The organism is Rhodospirillales bacterium (genome assembly GCA_016712595.1).
Classification (GTDB): Bacteria; Pseudomonadota; Alphaproteobacteria; order Rhodospirillales; family Defluviicoccaceae; genus Defluviicoccus.
Window position 1 is genome coordinate 1,510,892 of record JADJQT010000001.1, and the last position, 25,410, is coordinate 1,536,301.

General features: G+C 61.9%; 19 protein-coding genes. 7 read left to right on the forward strand and 12 right to left on the reverse strand.

The window, feature by feature from the left end; translation table 11 throughout:
* Positions 1 to 11: 11 nt before the first annotated feature.
* Both treZ and IPK66_06905 read right to left on the reverse strand, forming a co-directional pair.
* Positions 12 to 2,075, reverse strand: coding sequence for a malto-oligosyltrehalose trehalohydrolase (gene treZ / locus IPK66_06900; GenBank protein ID MBK8174986.1), 2,064 nt, complete (start codon positions 2,073 to 2,075; stop codon positions 12 to 14).
* A gap of 331 nt (positions 2,076 to 2,406) precedes the next feature.
* On the reverse strand, positions 2,407 to 2,607 hold the full coding sequence (locus IPK66_06905; GenBank protein ID MBK8174987.1) for a DUF2795 domain-containing protein: 201 nt from the start codon (positions 2,605 to 2,607) through the stop codon (positions 2,407 to 2,409).
* Between the two features lie 426 nt (positions 2,608 to 3,033).
* Here IPK66_06905 and IPK66_06910 point away from each other — a divergent pair, with 426 nt between their 5' ends.
* Complete coding sequence (locus tag IPK66_06910; protein ID MBK8174988.1) at positions 3,034 to 5,013, forward strand: AsmA family protein; 1,980 nt, start codon at positions 3,034 to 3,036, stop codon at positions 5,011 to 5,013.
* On the opposite strand, the gene IPK66_06915 is transcribed toward IPK66_06910, so the two are convergent.
* On the reverse strand, positions 4,988 to 6,820 hold the full coding sequence (locus IPK66_06915) for a GGDEF domain-containing protein (GenBank protein MBK8174989.1): 1,833 nt from the start codon (positions 6,818 to 6,820) through the stop codon (positions 4,988 to 4,990). The two genes, IPK66_06910 and IPK66_06915, sit on opposite strands and share 26 nt — an antisense overlap.
* Positions 6,821 to 7,214: 394 nt before the next feature.
* Here IPK66_06915 and IPK66_06920 point away from each other — a divergent pair, with 394 nt between their 5' ends.
* Positions 7,215 to 9,335 (forward strand): glycosyltransferase, encoded by a 2,121-nt coding sequence (locus tag IPK66_06920; protein ID MBK8174990.1) that lies wholly within the window; start codon positions 7,215 to 7,217, stop codon positions 9,333 to 9,335.
* Between the two features lie 113 nt (positions 9,336 to 9,448).
* On the opposite strand, the gene IPK66_06925 is transcribed toward IPK66_06920, so the two are convergent.
* A complete protein-coding gene (locus IPK66_06925; GenBank protein ID MBK8174991.1) occupies positions 9,449 to 9,607 on the reverse strand; it encodes a YqaE/Pmp3 family membrane protein in 159 nt (52 codons plus the stop codon).
* A gap of 269 nt (positions 9,608 to 9,876) precedes the next feature.
* Between IPK66_06925 and IPK66_06930 the strand changes: the two genes are divergently transcribed.
* Entirely contained in the window at positions 9,877 to 11,271 is a 1,395-nt protein-coding gene (locus IPK66_06930) for a PAS domain-containing protein (GenBank protein ID MBK8174992.1), read from the forward strand.
* Positions 11,272 to 11,337: 66 nt separating this feature from the next.
* On the opposite strand, the gene IPK66_06935 is transcribed toward IPK66_06930, so the two are convergent.
* Together IPK66_06935 and IPK66_06940 are read right to left on the reverse strand one after the other, a co-directional pair.
* Entirely contained in the window at positions 11,338 to 12,174 is an 837-nt protein-coding gene (locus IPK66_06935; GenBank protein ID MBK8174993.1) for a response regulator, read from the reverse strand.
* A 207-nt stretch (positions 12,175 to 12,381) separates the two neighbouring features.
* Positions 12,382 to 14,769: a nitrate- and nitrite sensing domain-containing protein gene (locus IPK66_06940; protein ID MBK8174994.1), complete on the reverse strand. Its 2,388-nt coding sequence runs from the start codon at positions 14,767 to 14,769 to the stop codon at positions 12,382 to 12,384.
* A gap of 415 nt (positions 14,770 to 15,184) precedes the next feature.
* On the opposite strand from IPK66_06940, the gene IPK66_06945 reads away from it, so the two are divergent.
* Positions 15,185 to 15,460, forward strand: coding sequence for a DUF983 domain-containing protein (locus IPK66_06945; GenBank protein ID MBK8174995.1), 276 nt, complete (start codon positions 15,185 to 15,187; stop codon positions 15,458 to 15,460).
* Between the two features lie 132 nt (positions 15,461 to 15,592).
* Complete coding sequence (locus IPK66_06950; GenBank protein MBK8174996.1) at positions 15,593 to 16,660, forward strand: hypothetical protein; 1,068 nt, start codon at positions 15,593 to 15,595, stop codon at positions 16,658 to 16,660.
* 5 nt (positions 16,661 to 16,665) lie between these two features.
* Here the strand turns inward: IPK66_06950 and IPK66_06955 are convergent, their stop codons facing one another.
* Positions 16,666 to 17,445 carry an ABC transporter permease gene (locus IPK66_06955; protein ID MBK8174997.1) on the reverse strand — a complete coding sequence of 260 codons (780 nt, stop codon included), beginning with the start codon at positions 17,443 to 17,445 and terminating at the stop codon, positions 16,666 to 16,668.
* Between the two features lie 287 nt (positions 17,446 to 17,732).
* A complete protein-coding gene (locus tag IPK66_06960; GenBank protein MBK8174998.1) occupies positions 17,733 to 20,204 on the reverse strand; it encodes a mechanosensitive ion channel in 2,472 nt (823 codons plus the stop codon).
* A 104-nt stretch (positions 20,205 to 20,308) separates the two neighbouring features.
* Between IPK66_06960 and arsC the strand changes: the two genes are divergently transcribed.
* Positions 20,309 to 20,659, forward strand: a complete 351-nt coding sequence (gene arsC, locus IPK66_06965) for an arsenate reductase (glutaredoxin) (GenBank protein MBK8174999.1) — start codon at positions 20,309 to 20,311, stop codon at positions 20,657 to 20,659.
* 73 nt (positions 20,660 to 20,732) lie between these two features.
* Here arsC and IPK66_06970 read toward each other — a convergent pair whose 3' ends face one another.
* Positions 20,733 to 21,167: a hypothetical protein gene (locus tag IPK66_06970; protein ID MBK8175000.1), complete on the reverse strand. Its 435-nt coding sequence runs from the start codon at positions 21,165 to 21,167 to the stop codon at positions 20,733 to 20,735.
* A gap of 302 nt (positions 21,168 to 21,469) precedes the next feature.
* Between IPK66_06970 and IPK66_06975 the strand changes: the two genes are divergently transcribed.
* Complete coding sequence (locus IPK66_06975) at positions 21,470 to 22,966, forward strand: AarF/ABC1/UbiB kinase family protein (GenBank protein ID MBK8175001.1); 1,497 nt, start codon at positions 21,470 to 21,472, stop codon at positions 22,964 to 22,966.
* Positions 22,967 to 22,985: 19 nt separating this feature from the next.
* Here the strand turns inward: IPK66_06975 and IPK66_06980 are convergent, their stop codons facing one another.
* The 3 genes from IPK66_06980 to fabI all read right to left on the reverse strand — a co-directional run bounded on the left by IPK66_06980 (position 22,986) and on the right by fabI (position 25,324).
* Positions 22,986 to 23,330: a hypothetical protein gene (locus tag IPK66_06980; protein MBK8175002.1), complete on the reverse strand. Its 345-nt coding sequence runs from the start codon at positions 23,328 to 23,330 to the stop codon at positions 22,986 to 22,988.
* Positions 23,331 to 23,409: 79 nt separating this feature from the next.
* Positions 23,410 to 24,480 (reverse strand): chorismate synthase, encoded by a 1,071-nt coding sequence (gene aroC, locus IPK66_06985; GenBank protein ID MBK8175003.1) that lies wholly within the window; start codon positions 24,478 to 24,480, stop codon positions 23,410 to 23,412.
* Positions 24,470 to 25,324, reverse strand: a complete 855-nt coding sequence (gene fabI, locus IPK66_06990) for an enoyl-ACP reductase FabI (GenBank protein MBK8175004.1) — start codon at positions 25,322 to 25,324, stop codon at positions 24,470 to 24,472. Before fabI ends, aroC begins: the two co-directional genes overlap by 11 nt.
* Between the last annotated feature and the right edge of the window lie 86 nt (positions 25,325 to 25,410).

Here is a 25,410-nt window from a genome sequence, read left to right on the forward strand (position 1 = left end):
CTTCCCCCGTTCTAGCCTTTGCTGGCCGCCTGGATTGTTTCTGCCGATTGCGAGTCGTTTGCTATCGACTGTAAGTCGGTTGCCGTCGACTGTAAGTCGCTCGAAATTGGCGTCGGCTGCATCACGACGGCGCAGTTTCCCGGCATTTTCCAGTTGTCTTCGGAGTAGATCGCAGGCGTACCAAGGCCTCCATAGCGGGGATCCTCACTCGACCAGGCGAGCGACCAGGTGCATCCGACCGGGGGGGCCAGCAACGGCTCAGGCGCCGGATCTAAATGCAGATCGGCGCCGAGATTGACCAGCAACAATCGATCATCGCCGTCGGCGGTGAAGAACCGCAGGACGAAGGCCGCAGCACCCAGCACCGCGCCATCGCACGGCTGCGGGCTTCCTGACCCGAAGGCGCCGTGGTCGCGGCGCAATTTCAGCAGGTCGCGGTGCAGCGCGTACACCTCGCCGTGGCTGTCACGCTCCGAGTGATCGAGCTTGGATCGCTCGAAAGTCTGCCGGTCGTCCGGGTGGGGCAGTGCCTGCTGCATTTCCGGCGTCGCCAGGCTCGGGAACTGCTGGAGGAATTCCTTGCGACCGTTGTGCACCGCGTCCGCCAGGCCCGGATCGTGATCGGCGAAATAAAGGAACGGTGCCGATGCGGCGAATTCCTGACCCATGAACAGCATCGGCGTTCCCGGCGCGAGCAGAATAAAGGAGGTGAACGCCCGCAGGCGGCCAGGATTGGCCAATTGCTGGATGCGCTGTCCTAGACCGGAGTTGGCGATCTGGTCGTGATTTTGAATAAAGGTGACGAAACACCGATGAGCGATGCCGAACGTCGGTGTGCCGCGCGGTTGCTTCTGCCACGCGTAGCGTTGGCCCTGATAAAGGAACCCATGCTTGGCAGCTGAAACGAACTCCTGGGGCGATCCCCGGTAGTCGGTGTAATAGGCCTCGCTCCGGCCGGTCAATGCGACCATGGCGGAATGATGGAGGTCATCATTCCACAACGCATCAAGCCCATATCCGCCTTCTGACGGCGGACGCAGCAATCGCACGTTCTGTGGTTCATTTTCACCGACGACGAAGATTGCTCGCCCGGGCGCGACCTTTCGTGCCTGGCGGGTCACCGCCGCGAGGATATGCTCGTGCTGTTCGTCGAAGTCATAGATATTTTGCGTCGCGTCGAGCCGCAGGCCGTCAAGGTGATATTCAGCGATCCAATGTTCGGCGTTAGCCACATAAAACTCGCGTACGGGGCCCGAGTGCTCGCCGTCGAAATTGATCGCCGTTCCCCAGTCCGTGTCATGTTTGTTGGAAAAGTAGTCGGCGGAGAAGCGGGAAACGAAGTTGCCGACGGGGCCGAAGTGATTGTAGACGACATCAAGAACAACGCTGACGTTGTGCCGATGGGCGGCGTCGACGAATGCCCGGAAGTCATCCGGGCCGCCATACAAATGCGTGGGGGCGAATAGGTTGACACCATCGTAGCCCCAGCCGAACGTGCCGGCGAAATCGGCGACGGGCATGACCTCGATCATGGTGATTCCGAGCTCGGCAAGGCTCGCAATGTGCTCGATCGCTGCCTGCCAGGTGCCTTCCCGGGTGAAGGTGCCGATGTGCAGTTCATAAACGACGATGCCGTTTCGGTCTGGCCCCGTCCATGCCCCGTCCGTCCAGTTGAAGGTATGCGGATCGACAATTTGCGACGGACCCAATGGACCTTCCGGCTGGAAACGTGAGGCAGGATCGGCAAGGAGCTCATCGTCGCCGTCGAGCCGAAACCAGTACAGGGTTCCAGCGCGAGCGGACGGCACGATACCCGAGTGGTAGCCGTTGGCTTCGGCGGTCAGCGCGTAGGCGGTGAGCGTTTCGATCGTCTCGGCGATGACGACCTCAACGAAGCTTGCCGAAGGTGCCCATACGCGAAACGCGCACCCATCGCCAAGGACTTCGGCGCCGATTGGCAAACGGTGATGTGCAGTGCCGGATGCGGCAGCCGATGGCGTGTTTGACGCGAGCGGCGTGCGCTCGATCGGCGCGACGCCGGTTTGGGGCTCGACCAGGGAAGAAAAAGGACTCATCGGGGAACCTGCAGACAGCTGCGGATGATTGAGGTGGACAGGGGACGGAGACAGAAACCGTGCAGGCGTACGGGAAACCCACACCATGTCGTCGGCATTTTTGCGACACCTTACCCTGCGAACCCAAGTAGTTGCGGCGGGCGCCCGCTATTTTCCAAGCGCTTCGCCCTTCACCGCGGATGAAACCGGGCAGCGCGAGTAAAGTTCCGTATCGCCATTCAAGCGGGCAGAGGAAGCAGACGCAGATCGCACCCCGCCGCCTCCAACCCGTTCCCGTCAAATCCCCAAAACGAGGTCCCCGATGGCCGTTGCGTCATTCGACCAACTCGCGTTATTCGACCAAACTGAAGGTTGACCGAAGATCGGCGACACTGTCGTAGTGCCGATCCGGCAGTTTTTGCAGCACCTCGATGATGCCCTGATGAGCGCCGTTTTCGCGCGCCTGGGCGAGAAGTTCCTTGGGCGTTGCCGGAAACGCCACGCCGGTTACGAAATCACTCAGGCTGGCCGGCAGATGACCCTCGGTCGTCATGGTGTAACTCCCTCTCCTTAGCGGAGACCCGCAAAAGCGCGGATGTCCGGGTTCCGTATCCCGCTGGCACCGGAACGTCCCGGTGTCGCCGCGCGCCAAATGCGCGAACGATGTCGCCAACTTTTCACCTGTTAACGTACACCCACGGCAAGCGATCCCCACACGGATTCAATAAACGCAACGGCCTTCGGAGATTATTCGCACCCGGCACGCATCCTTGCCGGCGGTCACCGACCGGACCGCAAGCGCCGGGACAGAGAATCTGGCAAGGAACCGGTTTTGAGCGGTGAGCGTTAACGCCCGCGCGGGGTTTCCCTCGCCGGGCGCGTTACGGCCGCGCCGAAACCCCCGTCTCGAAACAGGGGAAAACGCGGAGACGTTGTCGAAGACGGCCGCGAAACCCGTCGTCAGGAAAGGAAAAAAGGCGTGACAGCAGGTCGTCTTCTCGGTGCCGGCGTGGCCACGGGCCTCGCCGTGGTGGTAACGGCGATCGGCTCCGTTTTCGCCGCGGTCGCCCTTTGCCTTATGATCTACGATAAGGCGGACCTCATTCATCTCGCCGAGCGCTTGACCAGCGCCGCCGTTGGTCGCGACGTCCGCATTGCCGGCGACGCGGATATCGATGTGGGCTGGGTGAGCCGCCTGCACCTTTCGGACGTGAGCGTAGCCAACGCCGCATGGGCAAAGCCGGCGGACATGGTCGAGCTTGCCAGCCTTGATATCGCACTCGATGTCCGTAGCCTGTTGACCGGTCATCTGGTCTTTCCAGCGATTTCGCTCGAACGGCCACGCCTGTTTCTCGAGAAGAATGCCGATGGAGCGGCGAACTGGGACGTTTCGCGCGGCGCGAAAGCTGCGGCGGGTGCCGCAGCGCCTGAACAGCGCAGTGAAATCCCGATCGTGCGGGCGTTGAAGGTTGCGGGGGCGCAGCTTCGCTATCGGGATGCGACGACGGACAAGTCCATCGCCCTCGACCTTGACAACTTGACCATTTCTGAGGCGCCTGCCGATCGGTCCGTGGAGATCGCGGCGAAGGGCCGCTATCAGTCGCAACCGTTGCGTCTGACCTTCAAGGGCGGGGCTTGGTCTCGTCTTCGCTCGTCCGATGAAGCTTATCCTGTTGACGTTGCTCTTGTCGTCGGCGACCTGAACGCAAAAATCAAGGGCACGCTCACCGATCCGGTTGCGATGAAGGATCTTGACCTGTCTTTCGACGTCAAGGGTGACGATCTGGCGAACCTGTTTCCTTTGTTGGGAATAGCCTTGCCACCGAGCCCGCCCTACGCGATGGCGGGACACATCGATCATCAAGGCACCAACTGGCAATTCTCCAGCCTCGCCGGCCGGATGGGGGACAGCGATCTTCGTGGATCGGCCGGCATTAATCTCGGGGGTGAGCGGATGAAGCTGACCGCCGACATCACATCCGAACGCCTGGCGCTGAAGGATCTCGCCCCGGTCATCGGTGCCCGCGCGGGCGGCGAGAAGGGCCAGCAGGCTGATGCCAACGCCGCCGGCGCGCGGACTGACGGAAAAATCCTGCCGAACAAGGAGATCGATCTCAGCAGGTTGAACGCGATGGACGCCGAGATCGCCTTCGTCGCCCGGCAGCTCGACGCACCTGACCTGCCGGTCACCGGCCTCGACGCCAAGGTGTCGCTCGAAGACGGTGTCCTGCGCATCCACCCCGCCGTCCTCGACGTCGCCGGCGGCAAGGTCCGGACCTTTCTTTCGCTCTACGGCTCACGCAAGCCGGTTGAGGTCGATCTCGATACGGCACTCTCGCAAATCAATCTGAAGGCGCTGATGCACGGTCACGATTTCGCCGAACAGAGCTCCGGGACCCTTGGCGGGCGGGTTGAGCTGCACGCCACCGGTGCCTCGGTCGCCGCATTGCTGGGATCAGCGTCCGGGCACACGTTCGTCGTCATGTCAGGTGGCAAGATCAGCCACCTCCTGGTCGAGCTCGCCGGGCTTGATATTGCCGAGTCGCTGGGGGTTCTGATCGAGGGTGACAAGGCGATCCCGATCCGGTGTCTCGTCGCTGATTTCACCGCGCAGGACGGGCTGTTTACGACGAATACGATGCTCGTCGATACCACGGACACGAACATCGGCGGCAGCGGGACCATCGATATGCGCAACGAACGCCTCGACTTGACGCTTTATCCGCTGTCGAAGGATTTCAGTCCATTGAGTATTCGCGCGCCGATCACGATCGATGGCGCCATTTCCAGTCCGACGGTGTTTCCGGATCCTGCCGGAATCGGCGTCGATACGACGATTAAAAAGATAATCAATGGCATTCTGACCCCCGTGCTGGGGCTGCTTCCGCCCATCGATGCCGGAGTGGGCGAGAACAGCGACTGCGCCGGACTGATCAAACGGGCGAAAAGCGACCTTTAGGCGGCTGCGGCAAGGGCTTAACCACGGGCACGCCATCAGCCGCGCAGATGCGGTTACGCCCCTGCGCTTTAGCGCGATAAAGTGCGGAGTCGGCCGCAATCAGAATCGACTTGGCATCCTGGCCGTGGTGCGGTTGACAGGCAATCCCAATCGATGCGGTGATCGCAGGCAGGGCTATGTCGCCGTCGAAAAGTTCAAGACGTTCGATCGCCACGCGGATGCGCTCGGCGATCATGTGCGCGCCGGCGAGTCCGGTTTCCGGAAGCAGAAGCGCGAACTCCTCTCCGCCGTAGCGACAGAACACGTCGCTTCGGCGGGTCAGATCCGCGATCGTTGAGGCTATCCCGATGAGCACGTGATCGCCGGCAACGTGCCCGTATACGTCATTCACGCGCTTGAAATGATCAAGATCGATGAGCACGAGGGCAAGGTCGCGATTGTAACGCGCGGAGCGGGAGACCTCCGCGGTCAAGGTCTCGTCGAACACCCTGCGGTTGAGCACGCCGGTCAAGGGATCGCAGTCGGCCTGGGTCCTCAGCTTCCGGTTCGCTTCTTCCAGTTGGCTCGTCAATGCGCCGATAAATTGGAACAGCCGGCTGGTCGCGCGAATGTGGCGGACACGATAGGGGTCATCGCCGAGGTGGTCGAGCGGGTCACGGCCATCGCCCGGCTGTCGTCCAGCGGCTGGCGCATTCCCTTCCCGCAAGCCGACCACAACCATCGTTGAATTGAGCACCTGCAGGTGACCATCTTCGCTGAAGTACTCGCCGAACGTGAAAAAGCCAACCGTGGGCGCGATTGCCTGGTAGGGCATCGTTTCGAGTAGCACGTCCTGCTGGAGCGCAAATCGCCGACAGACGCACGAAAAAAGGAAGATCGCCTCCGGTGCGAACTCGGCGAGTTTGGCGACACCGCCGCGGGTGTCCTCGATGATCGCATCCACGTCGGCGTACCCGAGCCTTACGTGTTCGCCCACATAGAGATCGGCGATCATTTTCAGGCCATCGGTTCCGGCTGTGGACACCGGGTTGCGGGCAATGATGCGGCCGTCGCGCTCGACCAGGAGAGGAAATTCCAACAGGTGCAGATCGCGAAAAGGATCAAGACCGAGATAATGGCGGTACACGTCGGCGGCAGGCTGATCGTTTATGGTCTCGACGACGAAATCGCTGATTTGCGTGATGGCCATGCTTGGCCCAAGTGCCTTCCAGCCGAGGTAGGGACGGCAGACGACTTGTAACTCTTCCCCGCAGAGGGCGACGACGACGACGCCTTGAGTGACGATGTCATCGCCGAGGAAGACCAGCGCCGTATCGTTCGCCCGGTTAGTTCCCACATAACCGCCCATGATTTGAGCGTGCGGAAATTGTGCTATCAGCCGCGCGAGCGAACGTGTGCATTCGGAACTCACAGACGGCGCCAGGGCCAGCAAGGCCTTGGCGTCATGATAATGACCGCCGAGAATCTCGTCAGCGGCAGGGGCGTCGTAAGTCTGCATCGGCGAAGGACGGAGTAGCGCTGAGCGCAATACCGTCGATGAAAATGCCGAAAGCGAAATGATGGTTGAGCCGACGGAGACACGACCCTCACAGATCTCGCCGGCGGATGTCGCGCCGGCAATGATCGCCCCGGGGGCGGCCGACCGAACTGCTTCGACGAGAAGAGCAATCCAATTCAAGTCGGGAGTGCTGACGTAGATCTGAACGAGGATTGATCGAGCTTCTGCGACGGCACACGCAACGTCTGCCTGCGCTAGAAACGCGTAGGCTTGGTCTGCTGATTCCACGTTTGTCGAAAAATGAATCATCTCTGCCATCGTTGGCGACGAGGTTGAAATATACTCTCAGTTAACCGCTCTGACAGTGACATCACGCCCATAAGTTGAACGGCGCCAATTCAGCCACATTGTTTATTGGCCTGAGGTCAAACCCTGCTTGAGCTCGAGGCCTTCGGCGATTCGCCACCTCGGCCGACGATGCGCGCCAGCCGCTCAGGCTATGAAACTTTCCGCCGATCGCCGCGTTTTGAGAACGGATCTCATTCCAAATATGTTAGAATTGTGAAAACGATCGCGGAACTGACGCTCGATCACATTTGCCGCCGAATAGGGTCGGCCTTCTCGAATAAAACGGGAGCCGGCCGGTGACTGGCACGATCGTGGAGAGTCGATGGCGCGACGACGGGTGGCTAGGAAACGTACGATGTATCTTCCTCACAACTTTCCCTTGTGCACTCCGCACATCATGGTTTGGGCGGGCGAAAGCGGAAAACGCTACGATTTCGCCGTTTCTCGCGCCGCCGTGGGCTGGCTAGACGAGCCCGCCGTGTTCATCTTCGCCCGACACGAAGGCAATTGCACGACACCTTTATTCGTTGGTCAGACGCGCAGTCTGCATCGCCGCTTCGGCATGGCCGACTCCCCGTGTCCCGACGTACTCAGCCGGGCGCAGGCGATGGGAATGACGCATGTGCATGTCCGCTTCGAGGCACGCTCGGAGCGTGTCCGTCAGGCGGAAGTGCGTGATCTGGTCGCTGCCTTGCAGCCGGCCTTAAATTCGTCCGCGATTGCCGATGCGGAATCGGCGAGCTCCACTGTCGCTGAGCCGATGCGCGACGCTGAGATGCGGGCGCCGGCAGCACGGTTGCGCATTGTTTCGTCTGCCAGCCGGAGCCTTGAACAGCATGACGGCGTGCTCGCGACCTGCGCTCCCGCACCTATGAACGCGACGGCTGCGTTACCCGACGCTGACAATCGTGTGGATGCCGCTTTTGAAGGTCGATCCGTTTCACGTTCGTCATTCCCGCTGTCAAGGCAGGCCTTGCGGGCGGACCCTGCTCGCGAAGAGGATAACGAACCCTACGAGGACGACGCAGGCGTCCTATCGACTTTCTCGCCGGCGACGCCCGCAACGGGGCCTGATGAGACGTTCGAGGAATTCGATCGTCCGGTGCAAGTAGTCGCGGGGTCAGGCGATAGGATCGTCACGGCTGACGAATCTGGCGGCGGTTCCCTTCCCGGCGCGACGCAAAAGGTGCCGGCTGATTCACCGTTGGTCATCACCGCGGGCGATGGTGCGTACGCACGCGAGTCCGATAAGCTTGGTGAGCTAGATGAGTCTGGCAAGGCGGCGGACGTGACCACCGTTCACGACCAAATCGTTTGCGAACCGACGACTGATAAAACGGAAGAAATCGCTGCCAGCGCGGACGTCCGGGGGCATGGCGAGGGCGCGGAGACGGGCGTGTTGGGTGTGGCGGAGAATTCCTGCCCGCAACGCGTATCGTTCTTCCGCCGTCTTGTTCGCACGCTCTTCGGGCAGATCGGAACGGGGGCGCCAGGTTCTGACATCGAATCAACGCGAGCAGTCGAACCAAGTCCGGCGAGCGTGTCGCCGGCGAGCGGTTCGCTCGCCGGCGACAGGGCGGGTGCTCCACCCGAGTCCGTCGTACCGAACACCGATCCGTCGCCGACGACTTTGGCTGATGGCAGCGCGCCCGGCCGTCGTTCAGCGGAGCCGGATATCACCGCCGCCGCCGGGACGGCCGAGGGCATGGAAACGGCACCAGTGGAAATAAGCGATCATCGCCAGGAGAATGCGCAGCCAGCTTCCGCTGTCGAGTTCGTGGCTATCGCGAACGCAGACGAAACGGATGTGGCCGGTGTCTTGCGCAATCCGGCCCGCGGGGGCGCGGTAGAGGAGCGCCAGCCCGCGTTTGCCGACTCCGCAGCCGAAGAAGGCAGCGGCGAGCGGGACGTGCGTTCGAGGCGCCCGCGCGAAAGGGCCCCTGCCCAGCCAGCAAGTCTGGCGGCGGATCGACAAGTCGAGGCGAAGCGGAGCCTTGGTCTCGATCCCGCGATGCCGGTCGGGCTATTCGCGGGTGAGATCAGCTATACCTCCGGCGTCGACCTTTTGATTGAGGCGATCATCACCGTGCGCCACGACAAGCGGCAAGCGCAGTTCGTGTTCGCGGGGGAAGGGACCGTGAGGCACCGCTTGGAAGAGCGCGTGCGCGCCGAAGGAGTTCAGCGGTCCTGCAGGTTTCTCGGCCACGTGTCGGCTGCGGTTTTTGAACAGCTTCTCGTCGCCTGCGACTTCGTCGTCATACCCGCCCGCGCGCCGCAAGACGGTGAATTGGCGCGGGCTTCGATCGCTCACGGCAAGCCGGTGCTGACGACGCACCAGTCGGTATTGGATTGCGTTCAGCACAATCGCAACGGCCTCGTCGCGTACGACAACCCGGGATCTCTCGTCTGGGGAATCCGCGAGATTCTTGGCCCCCGTTATGAAGAACTGCGCCGCTGCGTTGATGCTGCCGCCTGACAGTCCCGATCCGGGCGCGCGCCGAAGGGGTGGGCGGTGCGGTTGGCAAAAGCGGCGGAACGCCGCTGCGCGTACGACGATGGCGGGCCAGCGCCCAGCCATCGAAGGCGTGGTCATTTTTTCGCGATAATCCAAACGGCGTGGATGAGGCCGGGGATGTATCCGAGAAGCGTTAGCAAGATGTTCAGCCAGAATTGGCCGCCGAAGCCGACCTGAAGGAAGACCCCGAGCGGTGGCAGGAGAATAGCGATAAGGATTCGCAGCAAGTCCATGGTTGCTTCCTGTGCGAGGTAATGGAGCGCTCTGGTAAACCGCACGGGGACGAATGACAACCCTTACGGCGGCAATCACGCGTGTGCATGGAGCGCGCGTTCGCACACGACCCGAGCATATATAAGGTCGCGAGGCGTTCGGCGGTTGACGTTTGTGAGGCTCGTTGTGGCCGTTTGCGCGCGGGCGCCGGCGGCGCTGGGCCACACCGACGATACGAGAGCAGGTCTTCGCGTCGCTCGAAAGACCCGGATACGTAACGGAGGCGGATATGTTCAAGCTGAGGACGGCTGTTGATTCCGCCAATGACGCCGTGATCATCGCCAATCAGGGGGCAGACGGCGCTCCGCCAACCATCGAATACGTCAACGCCGCATTCGAAGGGCTGTACGGATATCGTGCCGCCGAAGTAATTGGCAAAAGCCTCGATATGCTTCATGTCGACGGCGCCGTTGGTTCCGGGGCGCGTCGTGTCGCGGACGCCATGGCCGCGCCTGACGGTTATCGCAAGGAGCATGTCGATCGCACCCGTGACGGAGCCGCCATCGCGACGGAATGGCGCTTAAACGCCGTCCGGAACGACTGCGGTGTGATCACCCACTGGGTCGGCATCATCCGCGATATGGCCGACAAGCACCGCTACGAGAAAGCATTGAAGGAGAGCGAGCGGCGGGCCTTGAATCAACTGGCTGAACTCGAGACGCTCTATCACGCTGCGCCGATCGGCCTTGCGATGTTCTCAACCGATTTGCGCTATATGCGCATCAACGAGCGGCTGGCGGAAATCGATGGCGTGCCCTTGTCAGAACACCTTGGCCGGACGCCCCGCGAAATTATCCCGGTTCTTGCCGATCAGGCCGAAAAGCTGATGCGCCAGGTGCTGCAAAGTGGCGAGCCGGTTTTGCCCATCGAGATCGAATGGGAACCACCCGAAGTGCCCGGCGACCGCAGAACATGGCGGGAACAATTTTATCCCGTGCTCGTGGACGGCGTGATCGAAGGCGTCGGCGCGGTCATTGAAGACATCACCGAGCAAAGGCGCGCCGAGACGCACCTGCGGTTCGTCATGCGTGAACTCAACCACCGGGTCAAAAACTCGCTCGCCGTCGTTCAGTCGATGGCCTCGCAGACGGTGCGCGCGAGTTCGACGCTGGCCGAGTTCGAAGAGGCGTTGATCGGCCGGATCCGTGCGCTGGCAAACACCCACACGTTGCTGACCGAGAGCAACTGGCATTGCGCCGATCTGCGCGACGTCGTGCGCGGGGCGGTTCGCCCGTATTGCCGGGTCGCGAATTGCGAAGATGTCGATATCCAGGGGCCGCAGATCTCGCTCACGCCTTCGGCGGCGCTCGCGTTCAGCATGGTGTTACACGAATTGACGACCAACGCCGCCAAGTATGGCGCGTTGTCGTCGTCGGACGGCCGCATTTCCGTGCACTGGTCGTTAGTTGATGGTCTCGACGGATGCCGCTTGGTGCTCAATTGGGCGGAGAGCGGAGGCCCTCTGCTCGAGCCACCGCGCCGCACGGGCTTTGGCAGTCGACTCATTGATTTTACGATCGCGCACGAATTCGGCGGTAAAGCGACGATCGACCACCGCAGACACGGCATTGCCTGCCAGATCGTCATTCCCTGGAATAACCGGACGGAATCAAAGCCCGGTTAAATCCTGATATGGCAGCGGATTTTTAATCGCGACTGTCTATACGAACGCGGGTGCGCTTATTACCGTTCAGGTTTCAAGCAAATCCGCATCGTCACTACCAACGACTGTGAGGGCCTGTCCGATCGCCGCTTTGAGCATCTGCGGACTGAAGGGCTTGGGAATGACAAACGCCGGCTCCAACGCTTCGCCCGTCAGCAACCGCTCAGGGTACCCGGTAACGAAGATGACCGGTACATCGACGCTCTGTAAAATCTCCTGCACGGCGTCGATACCGCTGTCATTGCCCTTGAGTTGGATGTCGGCCAGGATCAACGACGGGCGGGACTGAGCCGCCAGCGCAACAGCTTCGGACTGACGCGAGGCCGTTCCGCACACGTGATGGCCCAGTTCGCGGATGATCCGCGCGAGTTCCATCGCGATCAGCGCCTCATCTTCGATGATCAGAATCGAGACGGAGGATACGAGATTAAGATCGTCGCGGGCGCGATCCAATAACTGCGAAACCGCATCGATCGGAAGCCGGATAATCTCGCCGATGTCGGTTAAGGTGAACTCTTCGAGATGGGCGAGCAGCAAGGCTTGGCGTTCGACCGCGGGCAGTGCCGCAAGACCGCTTCCTGAGCGTACGCGCGAACGATCGGTTGCTCCCGGAACCGCGCCGAAAGCCGTCACCTCTTCGCTATCGACTGCCCGCCAGGCATCGTGAAAAGCCTGGAAAAGTCGGAGCTTGGCATCGCCGTGCTCCATGCGTGCGGGTTCGGCAAGAATTGTTTCGATGCACAGACGCACGTACGTATCGCCCCGGGTCTGGGAGCCCGTGAGTGCTCTCGCATAGCGCCTCAGATAAGGCAAGAGACTGACGATCGACTTCACTTCGCCGCCCATGCCAACAATCCTATCCATCGCAGTTACCAAAGGACGTCGCCCGAGCGACCGTTAATCGCCAAGCGATCCATTGTTGGCAGCGATTATCGAAGGGTTATTCCCCGCGAGCAATGCCATTTTGCGCGCGGGGTACTGCCGCGCTCATCGGCGACATGAACCTAAGAGGGGTGATTGCGGCGAGCGCCGGGCTCAAAGTGGATGAATCGGCGCCCGCCAGAACGGGAGCTAAGCCGCGCGTGCGATTGGGTTCCCGCTGTTCTTTTCCTTGAGGGCCGGGTCCTCGATCGCCGGCTTATCGGCACCGATCGCGCGGGCCTGATCGAACTGCACATGCAAACGCGCCTCGTCCGGTCGATATGTGACAACCTTTCCCGTAATCGGCTTGCTTTCGCCGGTGATTTGTAGCGTGAGTGCTTCGCCGGGCGAAAATTTACCTTGAACGGCGATGCTGGCACCGCCGGCGGAGATGTTCGCGACCCGGCCATCCACGCGCGCGCCTCCGGCAACGACGGTGACGGGAAGGTTCACGTCCCGTCGTTCCGACTCCCGACGATCGGCACCCGCACTGGCGCGAGTCATGTGGTTGATCGTCTGGCGAAGAGCGGCGACCGAAGCCTGCAGCGCTTCGGAGGTCTGCAAAACCCCGCCCGCAAGCTCGCTGGATGCCTTGGCAGCGTCGGAGACGTCCGAGATCCGCTCTGTCACCTCGCGCGAGCTTTGGGCGTTCTGCTGCATATTGACACTGATTTCCTGTGTGGCTTCGCGCTGTTGTTCCACCGAACTGACGACGTCGCTAGCGATCTGCGCGACCTCATCAATAACCCGGGAAACTTCCTTGATTGCCGTTGCCGAATCGGAGCTGGCCACGCGCATGCCGTGAACCTGGCTATTTATCTTGTCTGTCGCCTTCGCCGTCTGGTCCGCAAGCATCTTGACTTCCGTGGCAACCACGGCAAATCCGCGACCGGCCTCACCGGCGCGCGCCGCTTCAATGGTGGCATTCAACGCCAGCAGGTTTGTCTTGTCAGCGATTTCCTTGATCAGGTCGAGAACGCTGCCAACGTTGTTGGCGGCTTCGACGAGTGTCGAGATGGTTTGCGCCGCCCGCTGCGCCTCGCCTGTCGCCGACCGCGAAATGTCGCCGACCGTGCTTGCCAGACGGCGGATATCGTCCGATGAGGCGGCAAGTTCCTCGGCGGCGGCGGCGACGGTTTCGGCGATCGTCAGCATCTCATTCGAGGCGGCGGCAACGTGCTGAGCGTTGACGCCGGTCTGTTCCGTCAGCCGCGACATTTCCGCGGAGACGCCGGCCATCCGTTTGGCCTCGTCCTGGACATGGGTCACCGAATCTTTCGTTTCGCGCTCAATGCGGTTGGCCATCTCCATCACCGCATTGTTGCGATCGGCAAGGTTTCGCGCCTCTGTTTCCTGGCGCTCGCCTTCAAGGCGGACCTTTTCCACGGCATTGTCACGGAACACCTTGAGGGCGCGGGCGATGGCGCCGATTTCGTCGCGTCGGTTGGCGCCGACGACCTTGACGTCGGTATCACCCTCGCTGAGGCGGCGGATGGTCGCGACGATCGCGCTGATCGGCGCGGTGACGGTGCGCGCCATGGCTAGGGCAAACCCGATCGTCATGAGGGCGATGATCGTTGCCCCGATCAGGATCGCGTTGAAATCGTAGCGCGCATCAGCGCGCAATTCTTGGGTGATCTGGCGCAACTCATTGTTCTGGAATTCCTCGGCCAGCCGCAGGAGGTCGATCTTGGCGGTAATCTGCTTAAACCAGTCACCGGCCTGGATGCCTTCCGTCGTCCCGGTGCGAAGGCTGTCGACTGCAACCCGCTGCATGCGCGCGACCTCGTCGACAGCGGGGCCGGAGACCGTGTCGCTGAGAAATTTCTGCGCCGCGTCGCTGGCAAATCGGTGGAATTGCTCGAAATAGGTTTCCTGTCGCGCGATCATCGCAAGAAAACGCACGTAGACGTCGTGTTCGAACTTTCCGGCGCCGAACCCGGCAGCGCCCATTGCCCGTTGAAGGCCGGCTGCTTCTTTCGCACGCAAGAGTGCCATGTAGGCGACGACCGCACGAGAGACGCGCGGTTGGTCGCTGACAACGGCGAGTTGCTCAATCATACCGAGCAGGCTGGCGATCGTGCCTGTATAATAGGCGGCGGCATCCTTGACGGGAAGCTCTAGGCTGGAAATGCGCTTCCGCATCGCGGGCAATTGGTCGAGGCCCTGCCGCGCATCACGGATAAACGGCGAAAGACCGGATTCGCTCAGGCCAGCGGCATCACCGGCAAACGCGGCGTTGACAGCCGTCAGCGCGCCGTCGCTGTGCTGGCGCTGCGCGGGGATGTCATCGGCAAATTTGGCGCCTTTTGAGCTGATGAACCCGGCGGACATCCCGCGCTCTTTTTGCAGTTCGTGTATCAGGCTGCTGATCACCGGTGCGAGATCGACCAGCGCACTCAGCCGGTCAATCCGACGCGTCTCGGCAAGCTTGACGTTAACCTGATAAGCGGAGAGGCCGACAAGTACAATGAGGGGGAGAAACACGGCAAGGCCGATACGGAAACGGATTTGCTTATTCTCGAGGAAATGCCACATTCTCGCTCACTGTACCTGTTGAGTGCGACAAGCGCCATTTTTGGATGGCTGCGAATGACTATCGCAAGCCTAAAGGGCGAGGGTTAAAGAAGCCTTATTGACGGCATGGATGGCGCTCGGCGGAGTCAAGCGGCGTGGGGTCCGGCGCGAATTCTTTAATCTTGCTTGACCGTCATCCGCTTTCACCCGACCGCAAGGTGCGCCAGGATGTATTGTTTGTCAGAGCGGGTACGGTTAAAAGGTGAGGTGAAGCGCGGTCGGCGGGGACTGCTGCGAGCGGACGATTAGACAGGATCGAGACAAAGGCATGCATGCGGCGCGCCGAAGGGGCCGGCCCGGATTTCTACGCGCGGAATGGCGAGCGCTGACGCATCGATGTCCGCGATGCGGGCAAGGCGCTCTCTTTGCCACCTATTTGACCCCTGTCGACCACTGTGCCGTTTGTGGCGAGGCGTTCGGTCATATCCGTAGCGACGATGCGCCGCCGTGGTTGACCATTCTCGTCGTCGGCCACGTTGTCATTCCGCTCGCCGCGACGATTGAGGCGATCGCGACTTGGCCGGCATGGGTCGGCATGACGTTGTGGCCAACACTGTCTTTTGTTCTCGCCGCGGCCGTCCTGCCGCGGGCCAAGGCGGTGTTCCTTGCAGCTATATGGCATACGAAGGCTCCGGGATCGGAACCCGTCTGAGCGGGGCTGCGCACTTGCCCACATGCGTCGGCCGGCGTTACCTTGCTTGGTTGCATGCCATAGGCAGGCGGGCGCCGATCGGCGGCACGCCTCGCCAAAAAGCCGTGCTGATGTCCGGCCGGGGGATGAAGGGTGAGCGACGACGTCTATACCACGCTGATTGGTGCCGCCACCGGCTTGGTTATTGCCGTCGTGACCAGTTTCATCATTCCCTTTGTGCAAAGGCGTCAGCAAAAAGTCGAGGAAAGGCGGGGGATATACGAGCGTTACGCCCAGCCCCTGGCTGCGGACGCCGGCAACCTTTTATGGCGGCTCGACGAGATCCTGGTCAAAAGACGCTGCCAATACCTCCGTTCGGATGCGCCGCCGACGACGTTTAATCAGTACAAGTTGATCAGCACCTGCTACCGCATCGCCGCGGTGCTTGGCTGGATCCGCGCGATCAAGCTCGAACAGTCGCACCTGTTCTACGGCGATCAGGATTCGGTTGAAGCGCTTCGCTGCGCGGTGGTTTCGCTGGAATCCGCTCTTGCCGACGCACCCGAGGTCGAGTTGCAGGTGTTGCGCAACCTCGCTTTGCTCTGGGGGATCACCCTTTTGGAAGACCGTCCTCTGCTGGAGCGGATCGCGGCCCAACTTGTCGCCGACCTCCAGCATGACCTGTCGCGCCACCAGATCGTCGATCCGATCGGATTTGTCGGCCTTGCGGCGGAGCAGCAACGTGACGTCTCCCGTCGTCTTGCGCAAACGATCGTCCGCATGCTCGCATGCCCGCCAGTGGACGAGAACCACCTCGCACAGAGCTGCCCGATGGCGATGCGCGCGCTCGGCGTCAGGCAGGCATGGATTTACCGCGACTGGCAGCAGGCGATCGGCGACGGCATGTTGCGCGAAATCGACGGCGCATCGCGCAGGTACGACATCGTTGGATATTCTGTCTTCGAGGAGCGCTTCCGCGATCCGAAGGAAGTGTGGAGCACGCGTCTGCGCGATGTCGTCATTGATGTCGATGCGACCGACAATCCCGATCCCGCCGACTGCCGGCTGCAGCAGCTTCGACGCGTCGCGGGTGCGATCGCCGATCTGATCTGTGCGATCGAAGACCTTGCGCTCGAGCGCAAGGTGGTTGACGGTCCGACCTGTGCGTTGGCGCGCCGCATGAGAGCGGATCTCTCGGCGGAGGCGGCATGCGGGAGGTAGCCGCTTCAGGCCTTGAGCTTGTAGCCGGTGGCGAACATGCGGTGACAGAGGTACCACAAGCCACCGCAGCTCGCCGACATTACCGCCATGCCAAGCCCGATATTGATGTCCGAGTGTCCTGTCCACGCGTAGCGGAATCCATCGATCATATAGAAGAACGGATCGAACTGGGCGACGTGACGCAGGGCCGGCGGCAGCCGGTCGATTGAATAAAACGTACCGGAGAGAAATGACAGCGGAACGACAATGAAGTTCGTGACCGCGGCGATATGATCGAATTTGTCCGCCCAGATTCCGCCAGCCAGCCCGAGCAGTGAGAGCATCAGCGAGGCGGTGATGGCGAAAAACGCCATCACCGCCGCGTCGTGGATGTGGAACGGTACGAACACCGTCATTGCCAGCGATGCGGCAACGCCAACGGCGAGGCCGCGGGTCACACCGCCCATGGCAAGTCCGAGCGTCAGTTCATGCGCGGTCAAGGGCGGCATCAACGTATCGACGATATTGCCCTGAACCTTGGCGATGATGATCGAGGACGACGTGTTGGCGAAGGCGTTCTGTGTGATCGCCATCATGACCAGCCCCGGGGCGAGGAAGCTGAGGTAGGCGGCATTGCGTTCTGGATCGGTGGTATGGCCGAGCGCCAGCGCAAAGATAGCGAGAAAAAGCAGCGTGGTAACGACCGGCGCTACGATCGTCTGATTATAGACCTTGGCGAAACGCCGGACTTCGCGGGCGTATAGCGTCCACAGGCCCAGCCAATTCTGCTCCTTGGGTGTCGACATCCGGTCGTCCGATCGGCGAGGCTCCAATTCCTCGTGCGATTTAACTCGCTGAGGTGGTGAGGAAGCACATTGGTCACTGATAGGTATTGTTTATCAGACAAGCCACACGTATGATCACAAAAAAGAGCAAGACATCGAGAACGCACGCGGGACTGATCCTCGATAAAGAGGGCTGGGCGTGAGATCGGATAGGGTGTCGTCGAAGGAGCGGTCGTAGGCCGTTCGTGAAAAAGCAGCGCCGCTCCCCCGCGGTCGCTGCTTTTTAGTTTGTGGTGCGAATTTGCCGATTAACTCGGCAGATCCGGCGTCGTTCGGCGCACGGTCCGGCTCGGCCCCTCAATTTTGTCCGCATCGACCTGTGGCGTTGCCGCGCCGCCCGTTGCCTGCCGTAATTTGCCCGTGGTGTCATCGCTGATGACGTCATCGGTCGCGGTTGTGGGGGCGGACGGAAGTGCTGCGGCCTCCGGCCGGTTGCCCGGGGGGGCGGGCGGCTGGCCGGGCTCCCCGGTCTCCGGCTGGTCCGGCGCCGACTGCGATGCAGGCGAGGCGGACAAGGCGGGATCGAGATGGACGAATGCGGGTGGGGCCTTGCCGCGTTTGTCGACGCCGAAGTAAATCGTCTGATGGGGAAAGGGAATTTCGATCCCGAGTTCGTCAAAGCGCTTTTTCATGCGCCGGTTGAATTCACGACCCACCGCCCATTGCTTGATCGGTCGTGTCTTGATGCGGGCCTTGACGATGACGGCCGAGTCGGCGAATTGATCGACGCCGAGGACTTCCAAGGGCTCAAGGATATCGGCAGCGAAGGTCTCTTCGGCGCGCAGTTCCTCGACGATTTGTCGGCACACCTCGGCGACTTCATCCGTGTCCTCGCGATAGGCGACGCCGATGTCGAGCAGGTAGTACGAAAAGTCCTTGGTCATGTTGGTGACGGTGTCGACCGTACTGAACGGTACGGTGTGGACATTTCCGGATAGATCGCGCAGGCGGATCGACCGAATGGACATATCCTCGACGAGGCCGCCGATGCCGGCAACGGTGACGACGTCGCCAACGGCGAGCGCGTCTTCGATCAGCAAGAAAATGCCAGTGATCACGTCCTGGACCAATTTTTGCGCGCCGAAGCCGACCGCGAGGCCGAGCACCCCTGCGCCGGCGAGAAGCGGTGCGATGTCGATGCCGATTTCGGCCAGCGATATCAGCGTGACCATCACGGTCAGCACGATAAACAGCGCCTTGCGGAGCAGCGGCAAAAGGGTGCGGACGCGGGCACTGCGCTGCACGGCCGTGCCGTCCCGGCCACTGATCGTCAGATAGTGTTCAATCGCGTTGCTTGCGATTTCCCAGACGAGGATGGCAAACGCGACAACGAGCAGAATATCGAACCCCGCGGTCATCGCCCGCTGGCTGAACGGCCGTTCCAGGGCGGCGAAGGCGCTGAAATTCCATGCCTCCAGAAGGCACACGATCGTGGCTGCGCAGACGATGAGGCGAATGAACGTGTGTGCAAGCGGAACGTAGTACAAAGCGCGGTTCCGCAGCGTGGAAGCCCCAGTCGGGTCCGTCGCCGCGGCATGCCTGAGGTGTTCGGCGAAATGACGCGTGGCGATGAGAGCCAGCCATGCGCCGACGGCGATGGCGATCGACCAAAGGGTCCCATGCATCATAAAGGAAAACCCGCCTTGAATCTGGAAGGCGGCGACGATGAAAAAACCTGCGATGTAGGCGATCACCAGGATGTGCCAGATGGTGGAGAGGCCGTGGAGCAATTGCGCCGCGCCAAGTCGCTTGGAGGCTGCGCGGGCGTGGGCGTGCAGCCAATCCGCAACCGTTCGGCGGTATCGCAACACGAAAACGATCGCTAAGACCGTCAGAATCAACCCGAGGGCGACGAGCAGCGCCTGGGCGCCACGCTTCGGCATGCCGAACAGCACCGCGGCGCCGATCAGAAAGAAACCCGCGACACCGACGATGACGAACAGCCTGGACCAGCGACTTAAGGTTCGCGCGGCGGCATCCCCGATGGGCAGGAGCCGCAAGGACGGCGCGCTCGGCGCCAGCAGCATGCGCGATCCGGTTATGAGCACACGCCCGATGACGTAGGCATTGACGAAGTTGAGACCGACTGCACGCACGTTGGTCGCGGGTTCGATTAAAGCGGAAACCCCGTAACCGGCGGCAAAGAACGCGCACATGGGAAACAGATCGAGCAACGTGCGGGCAAGAATGGCCAAAGCACGCGCCATCCCCGGCCGCGCGCTCGATCCGAGTTGATGCCGCTTTGGCGACAAAAGGCGCCAGACGACATATTCAGCGATCCACCCGGCGGCAAAGATTGATATGAACGCGAGAATTTGATCGATGCTTCTCGACCGCGCCTCTGGAGCGTTCCAAGTGGTATTGATCCAGCTCGTGAGCAGTGGCCAGTTGTTGAAGTAATTCGCGACGTCTGTTAAGGCTACATGGGCTTCGTCGGCAATATCGGATACGAAGCTGAGAGCGCTCGCGTTGACGACATCTGCGGTTTGAAGCGGAGGTTCGGATTCTTTCGCCGCGATCAGCGCGTTGATCGTTGCCAACAACTCCTTGCGCTTGCCTTCATCTTCGATACTGCTTGCAAGCGCGCGCAGGTCTTTGGTGGATACGCCTTGCGGTTCATCCGGCGCGGCGGCGCCAGCCGGCGCGATCGTCATAAACAAAGCGATGAAAGCGCCTGCGATCAGCAGCAGGCGAGAACACGTCCATAGCGAAAATCGCATGACTCCATCCGAAGTTGCCAATTAGATTTGGTCTCGGGTCAGGAAGCGAAAGGCTGACATGAGGGGCCGGCCACACAGTGCTTCCGCTCATATAGCGAGGAAGAATGCCAAGCGTGTCCGCAACGATCTACCATAATCCGCGCTGCTCGAAATCCCGCGCCACGCTGACGCTGCTGCGCGAGCGCGGCATCGAACCGCGCATCGTCGCGTATCTGACTAATCCGCCTGAGCGTGACAAGTTCCGCCAGATCCTGATGATGCTCGGCATGCGGCCGCGCGAGCTTCTGCGCAAAGCGGAAGCGAAAGCGGCGGGATTGGACGATTCCGCGCTCGACGACGAGGCGTTGATCGAAGGGATGCTCGCTCATCCGGAGGTCATCGAGCGTCCGATCGTCGTCATCAATGGCGCGGCACGTCTCGGGCGCCCGCCGGAACGGGTTCTGGAAATTCTCTAAATAGCAACGTCATCGGAAGCGGGCCGGCTCAAGCGCAAGGCCCGCCGATCGATAGACCTGCCGATCGATAGACCTAAGGAGAAGGGGTCTTGTCGAACGCGACGTAGACCCGGCAGGTGGAAAGACCGTCATCGGCAAAATGGTAGGTCGCGTGATCAACGCCCTGCCGGTCTGGATCGCGCAGATTCCAGCCTTTCTTGGCGATGCCGGTGATGCCGTCTCCGACGTTGCCGAGATAGGCGATGAAACGTCGCTGGTCGACAATCTGATTGAACCGATGCTTGCGGCATGCAGCGCTCAGCGCTGGGTTGACATCACCCACGCGCCAGTGCGGGCTCTGCGAGGTGGCATAACGGTCAGCGGCCAGCGCTACCTCTGCGCCGATCAAGCCCATGCACACGGCGGCGGCCGTAAGCTGAGTGATGAGCCGTGCGCGCCGCCGGCGGATGCTCTGCGCGTTCTGCCGGAGGGATGACGGTCGACTTCGCTCATGACCGAACACAGGCATCTGATCTCCGCATTCTTGACGCATCAAGATAGGCCCAAGCAGAGCGTGCCGCTGTGACGGCGGGCGACGCGCCGCGCTTTTAAAGCGTTCGCCACCATTCGCCGTGCCCAGTTTTGGTGACGGCAGGCTTTCGTGTCCGCTGGTTTCGAAAGGGCGCGCTTTGCCGGCGTTGGAGCGTGCCCTATAGTCTTGCCAGGGGCGGACGCGCCGCAGGACCGGGTCGCGCCGCCGAACGGGGCCGCGCAACCGGGCAGTTTTCGAGTCAGCGGCGAGCGAAAGCCAACAGACGATAGGAACGGGCTGTGACGGATTGGGATGAGTTCCGCGAGTCGGTCGACTTCGGCGCGCTTGTGCCACCGGCATTTGCGCGCTTTCGGCCGGCGATCGTCGACGGTTTGGCGTATTTTCTCGAGCATCTCGACTCCGGCCGCGCCTTCGAAATCCTGTGTGAGCAAGCGATGCTGCCGGCCTCGGCCAGCATCGAACAGCGGCTTGTGGCGATCGCCCGGCACTGTCCCGTGCTGCACAAGCTGGGGCAGGTGCTGGCGCGAGACCGGCGCTTGCCGAGCGAATTCCGTCGGCTCCTGCAGGACCTGGAAACAATGCCGGCTGATCTCGGTATCGACGATGCGCGCCGGATGATTGAAGCGGAAATCGGGCCGCTCGCAGCGCAGGGGCTTTCGATCGACGAGCCACCGCTGGCGGAAGCGAGCGTGGCCGTCGTTGTGCCGTTCTCGGTCTCGCCACCGCCTGAGGGAGGGCCGGATCGTCGCGGCGTGTTCAAGCTGCTAAAGGACGGGATCGAGGCAAAACTAAACGAGGAGTTGGCGCTGCTGCGGCAGATCAGCGTGCTGCTCGACGAACGATGCGAAGCCTACGGTCTGCCGCGCATCGACTATGAGGGCACGTTCGAGGAAGTCAGCGCGCTGCTTGCGCGGGAGGTCCGCCTCGATCGCGAGCAGGCGCACATGGCGATTGCCCGCGAGACGTTCGCCGATATGCCGTCGATCGTCATCCCGGAGGTCTATCCGTTCTCGACACCGCGCCTGACGGCGATGCAGCGTATCGACGGTCGCAAGGTGACCGAGGCGAAGCCGGCATCGGTGCGCGCGCGCCGCAAGCTGGCGAGCCTCGTGTTCCGCGCGCTGGTTGTCCATCCCATCTGGTCGACTGGCGAGTCGAGCCTGTTCCATGCCGATCCGCACGCCGGCAACCTGTTCAGCACCGATGACGGCCGGCTGGCGATCCTCGACTGGAGCCTCGTCGGACGTTTGACCAAGAGCGACAGAGTATGCCTGACCCAGATTCTGGTGGGAGCGCTCACCCTCGATTCGCAACGCATCCGCCAGTCCGTCAGCGACCTCGCCGGCGGCCGTTGCGATGAAGGTGCGTTGTGCGCCCTGGTCGACAATCAGGTCGGACGCTTAAGTCAGGGCGCCTGGCCGGGCCTGACCTGGGCGATGGATCTGCTGGACGACGCGGTCACCCAGGCGCGATGCCGATTCGGCGGAGACCTGGTGATTTTCCGCAAGGCCCTGCAAACATTGGACGGGGTCGTCGCCGACATTTCCGAGGACTGTCACCCCGATCGCATCTTGACGATCGACTTGCTGCGCCATTTGACGGCGGAGGTGGGCTTGCGTGCGTGGGCGCTGCCGTTCTCGCGCAATTTCGCGACGCATTTCTCCAATCTTGACCTCGCCCAGCTGATCGCCTCGGCGCCCCTGATCGGAACGCGGCAGTGGTTCGGCGTGCAAGCGCGGCTCCTTGCCGGCTGGCACAACCGCTCGGCGGCTTAGTGCTCGCCGGTGCGCGAAATCACTCGTCGCGTGCCGGGTCCAGGCGTTCGGGAGCGGCGGGCTCCGTCGCTGGCTTCGAGGTTCCAACGGTCGCCGATGTCGCTAGGTCGAGGACAAAACCACCGTGTTCCGAGGACGGTGTTAGCGCGCTCGCCGGCACGATGTAACGTTCGCGGCGCAAACCCAGCAAGCGCGTGCGCGTGAGGATGACGTAGGTGATCGTCTGAGATCGGCGGCTGACGACAGCGCTGCCCAGCGCTCCCAGCTTCGTTCCGGAAGGCGAGAAGACGGCGACACCGGTCAGGCTATCGATCTCGGCGAGATATAGCTGCTCGTCGATAAACCCCTCATCGTCGCCGCGCATCTTCGTCTCCAGCCAACAACCATCATAGTGTACGCGCGTTGTGTTAACGAGAATGTGGGATTGTCATAAGGAATCATTATTATTCGCACTGTCCGCGATAGCGGAGCAGGTGATCAGCAAGAACCAGCGCCATCATTGCTTCGGCGACCGGAACGCCGCGGATGGCAACGCACGGATCATGCCGGCCCTTGGTGACGATCTCGGCGTTGGTGCCGCTGAGACTCACCGTCTGCTGGGACGACGACAGCGAACTCGTCGGCTTGATCGCGAGGCGGGCGATGATGTCCTCGCCGCAGGAGATGCCGCCGAGAATGCCGCCGGCGTTGTTGGAGAGGAAGACGGGATGATCGCCGTCCATCCGCATGGCATCGTTGTGCGCGCGACCCGACATCGCCACGGCGGCGAAACCAGCGCCGATTTCCACGCCCTTGACCGCCGGTATGCTCATCAGCGCCTTGGCGAGATCGGCATCGAGGCGGTCGAACACCGGCTCCCCCAGCCCGGCGGGCACGCCGCTCGCCACCACCTCGACGATGCCGCCAGCGGACGAGCCGTCCTTGCGCACCGCATCGAGAAAGCCGGCCCAGCGTTCGGCCATCGCCTTATCCGGGCACCAGAAGGGATTGTGCTCGACCTCATCCCAATCCCAGCGGTCGCGTTCGATGGCATGTGGGCCGACTTGAATCAGTGCGCCGCGAATGCGCACGCCGTCACCCAACACCCGCCGGGCGATGGCGCCCGCCGCGACCCGTACCGCGGTTTCCCGTGCGCTTGATCGGCCACCGCCCCGGTAATCGCGAATGCCGTATTTTGCCTGGTAGGTAAAATCGGCGTGGCCAGGGCGGAACAGATCCTTAATCGCCGAATAGTCCTTCGAGCGCGCGTCTTCGTTGACGATCAGAAGACCGATCGGTGTGCCGGTAGTACGGCCCTCGAAAACGCCGGAGAGGATCTGCACCCGGTCGGACTCGCGCCGCTGGGTGGTGAAACGTGACTGACCGGGCCGGCGGCGATCGAGCCACCACTGGATGTCCGCTTCGACGAGCGGCAGGCGCGGGGGGACGCCGTCGAGGATGCCGCCGATCGCAGGACCGTGACTTTCGCCGAACGTCGTAAGGCGGAATTGCTGGCCGAAGCTGCTACCCGGCATCAGGACGGCTGGGCGCGAACGAGGCCAACATATCGCGAATCGGCTCCGCGGCATCCGGCGCCAGCATGCCGACGACGTTGAAACCGCAATCGACGTAATGGGTCTCAGCGGTCACGCCGGTGGCCAGGTCGCTTAGAAGGTAGAGGCCGGAGTTACCGACCTCATCGAGCGTGACATTGCGCCGCAACGGCGCGTTGTGCTGATTCCATCTCAGGATATAGCGGAAGTCGCCGATGCCGGAGGCCGCGAGTGTCTTGATCGGCCCGGCCGAAAGGGCGTTGACGCGAATCTTCTGCCGTCCGAGATCTTCCGCGAGGTAACGCACGCTGGCTTCGAGCCCGGCCTTGGCGACGCCCATGACGTTGTAATGCGGCATGACCCGCTCCGAACCCATGTAGGTGAGGGTGAGCAGGCTGCCGCCGCGCGGCATCAGCCGCTGCGCGCGCTGACAGACCGCAGTGAACGAGAAGCAGGAGATCAGCATCGTCTGAGTGAAATTCTCCGCCGTCGTATCGACATAGCGGCCCTTGAGCTGTTCCTTGTCCGAATAGGCGATGGCATGGACAACGAAATCGAGTTCACCCCAACGCTCGCCAAGCGCAGCGAATACAGCGTCGACGCTGTCCGCATCGGCGACATCGCAGGGCAACAGCGTATCGCAGCCGATCTGCTCCGCAAGCGGGCCGACGCGCTTTTTCAGCGCCTCGCCCTGATAGGTCAACGCCACCTCGCCCCCGTGGGCATGTACCGACCGGGCGATCGCCCACGCGATCGAACGGTCGTTGGCGACGCCCATGATCAGGCCCTTTTTGCCGGCCATCAGCCGTGCGTTCGTCGCGGTCATCGTCAATCCATTCTCGAATTCGTCGAAATCGATACCGTCGCCGACGGCTCCAAGCCGACCGCATCGATGAAACGATGTGATAATTC

Bases quoted from the DNA above. Each gene is read 5' to 3' on its own strand.
- treZ (MBK8174986.1), bottom strand. From the start codon at position 2,075: ATGAGTCCTTTTTCTTCCCTGGTCGAGCCCCAAACCGGCGTCGCGCCG.
- IPK66_06905 (MBK8174987.1), bottom strand. From the start codon at position 2,607: ATGACGACCGAGGGTCATCTGCCGGCCAGCCTGAGTGATTTCGTAACC.
- IPK66_06915 (MBK8174989.1), bottom strand. From the start codon at position 6,820: ATGATTCATTTTTCGACAAACGTGGAATCAGCAGACCAAGCCTACGCG.
- IPK66_06920 (MBK8174990.1), top strand. From the start codon at position 7,215: ATGTATCTTCCTCACAACTTTCCCTTGTGCACTCCGCACATCATGGTT.
- IPK66_06925 (MBK8174991.1), bottom strand. From the start codon at position 9,607: ATGGACTTGCTGCGAATCCTTATCGCTATTCTCCTGCCACCGCTCGGG.
- IPK66_06930 (MBK8174992.1), top strand. From the start codon at position 9,877: ATGTTCAAGCTGAGGACGGCTGTTGATTCCGCCAATGACGCCGTGATC.
- IPK66_06935 (MBK8174993.1), bottom strand. From the start codon at position 12,174: ATGGATAGGATTGTTGGCATGGGCGGCGAAGTGAAGTCGATCGTCAGT.
- IPK66_06940 (MBK8174994.1), bottom strand. From the start codon at position 14,769: ATGTGGCATTTCCTCGAGAATAAGCAAATCCGTTTCCGTATCGGCCTT.
- IPK66_06955 (MBK8174997.1), bottom strand. From the start codon at position 17,445: ATGTCGACACCCAAGGAGCAGAATTGGCTGGGCCTGTGGACGCTATAC.
- IPK66_06960 (MBK8174998.1), bottom strand. From the start codon at position 20,204: ATGCGATTTTCGCTATGGACGTGTTCTCGCCTGCTGCTGATCGCAGGC.
- arsC (MBK8174999.1), top strand. From the start codon at position 20,309: ATGCCAAGCGTGTCCGCAACGATCTACCATAATCCGCGCTGCTCGAAA.
- IPK66_06970 (MBK8175000.1), bottom strand. From the start codon at position 21,167: ATGCCTGTGTTCGGTCATGAGCGAAGTCGACCGTCATCCCTCCGGCAG.
- IPK66_06980 (MBK8175002.1), bottom strand. From the start codon at position 23,330: ATGCGCGGCGACGATGAGGGGTTTATCGACGAGCAGCTATATCTCGCC.
- aroC (MBK8175003.1), bottom strand. From the start codon at position 24,480: ATGCCGGGTAGCAGCTTCGGCCAGCAATTCCGCCTTACGACGTTCGGC.
- fabI (MBK8175004.1), bottom strand. From the start codon at position 25,324: ATGACCGCGACGAACGCACGGCTGATGGCCGGCAAAAAGGGCCTGATC.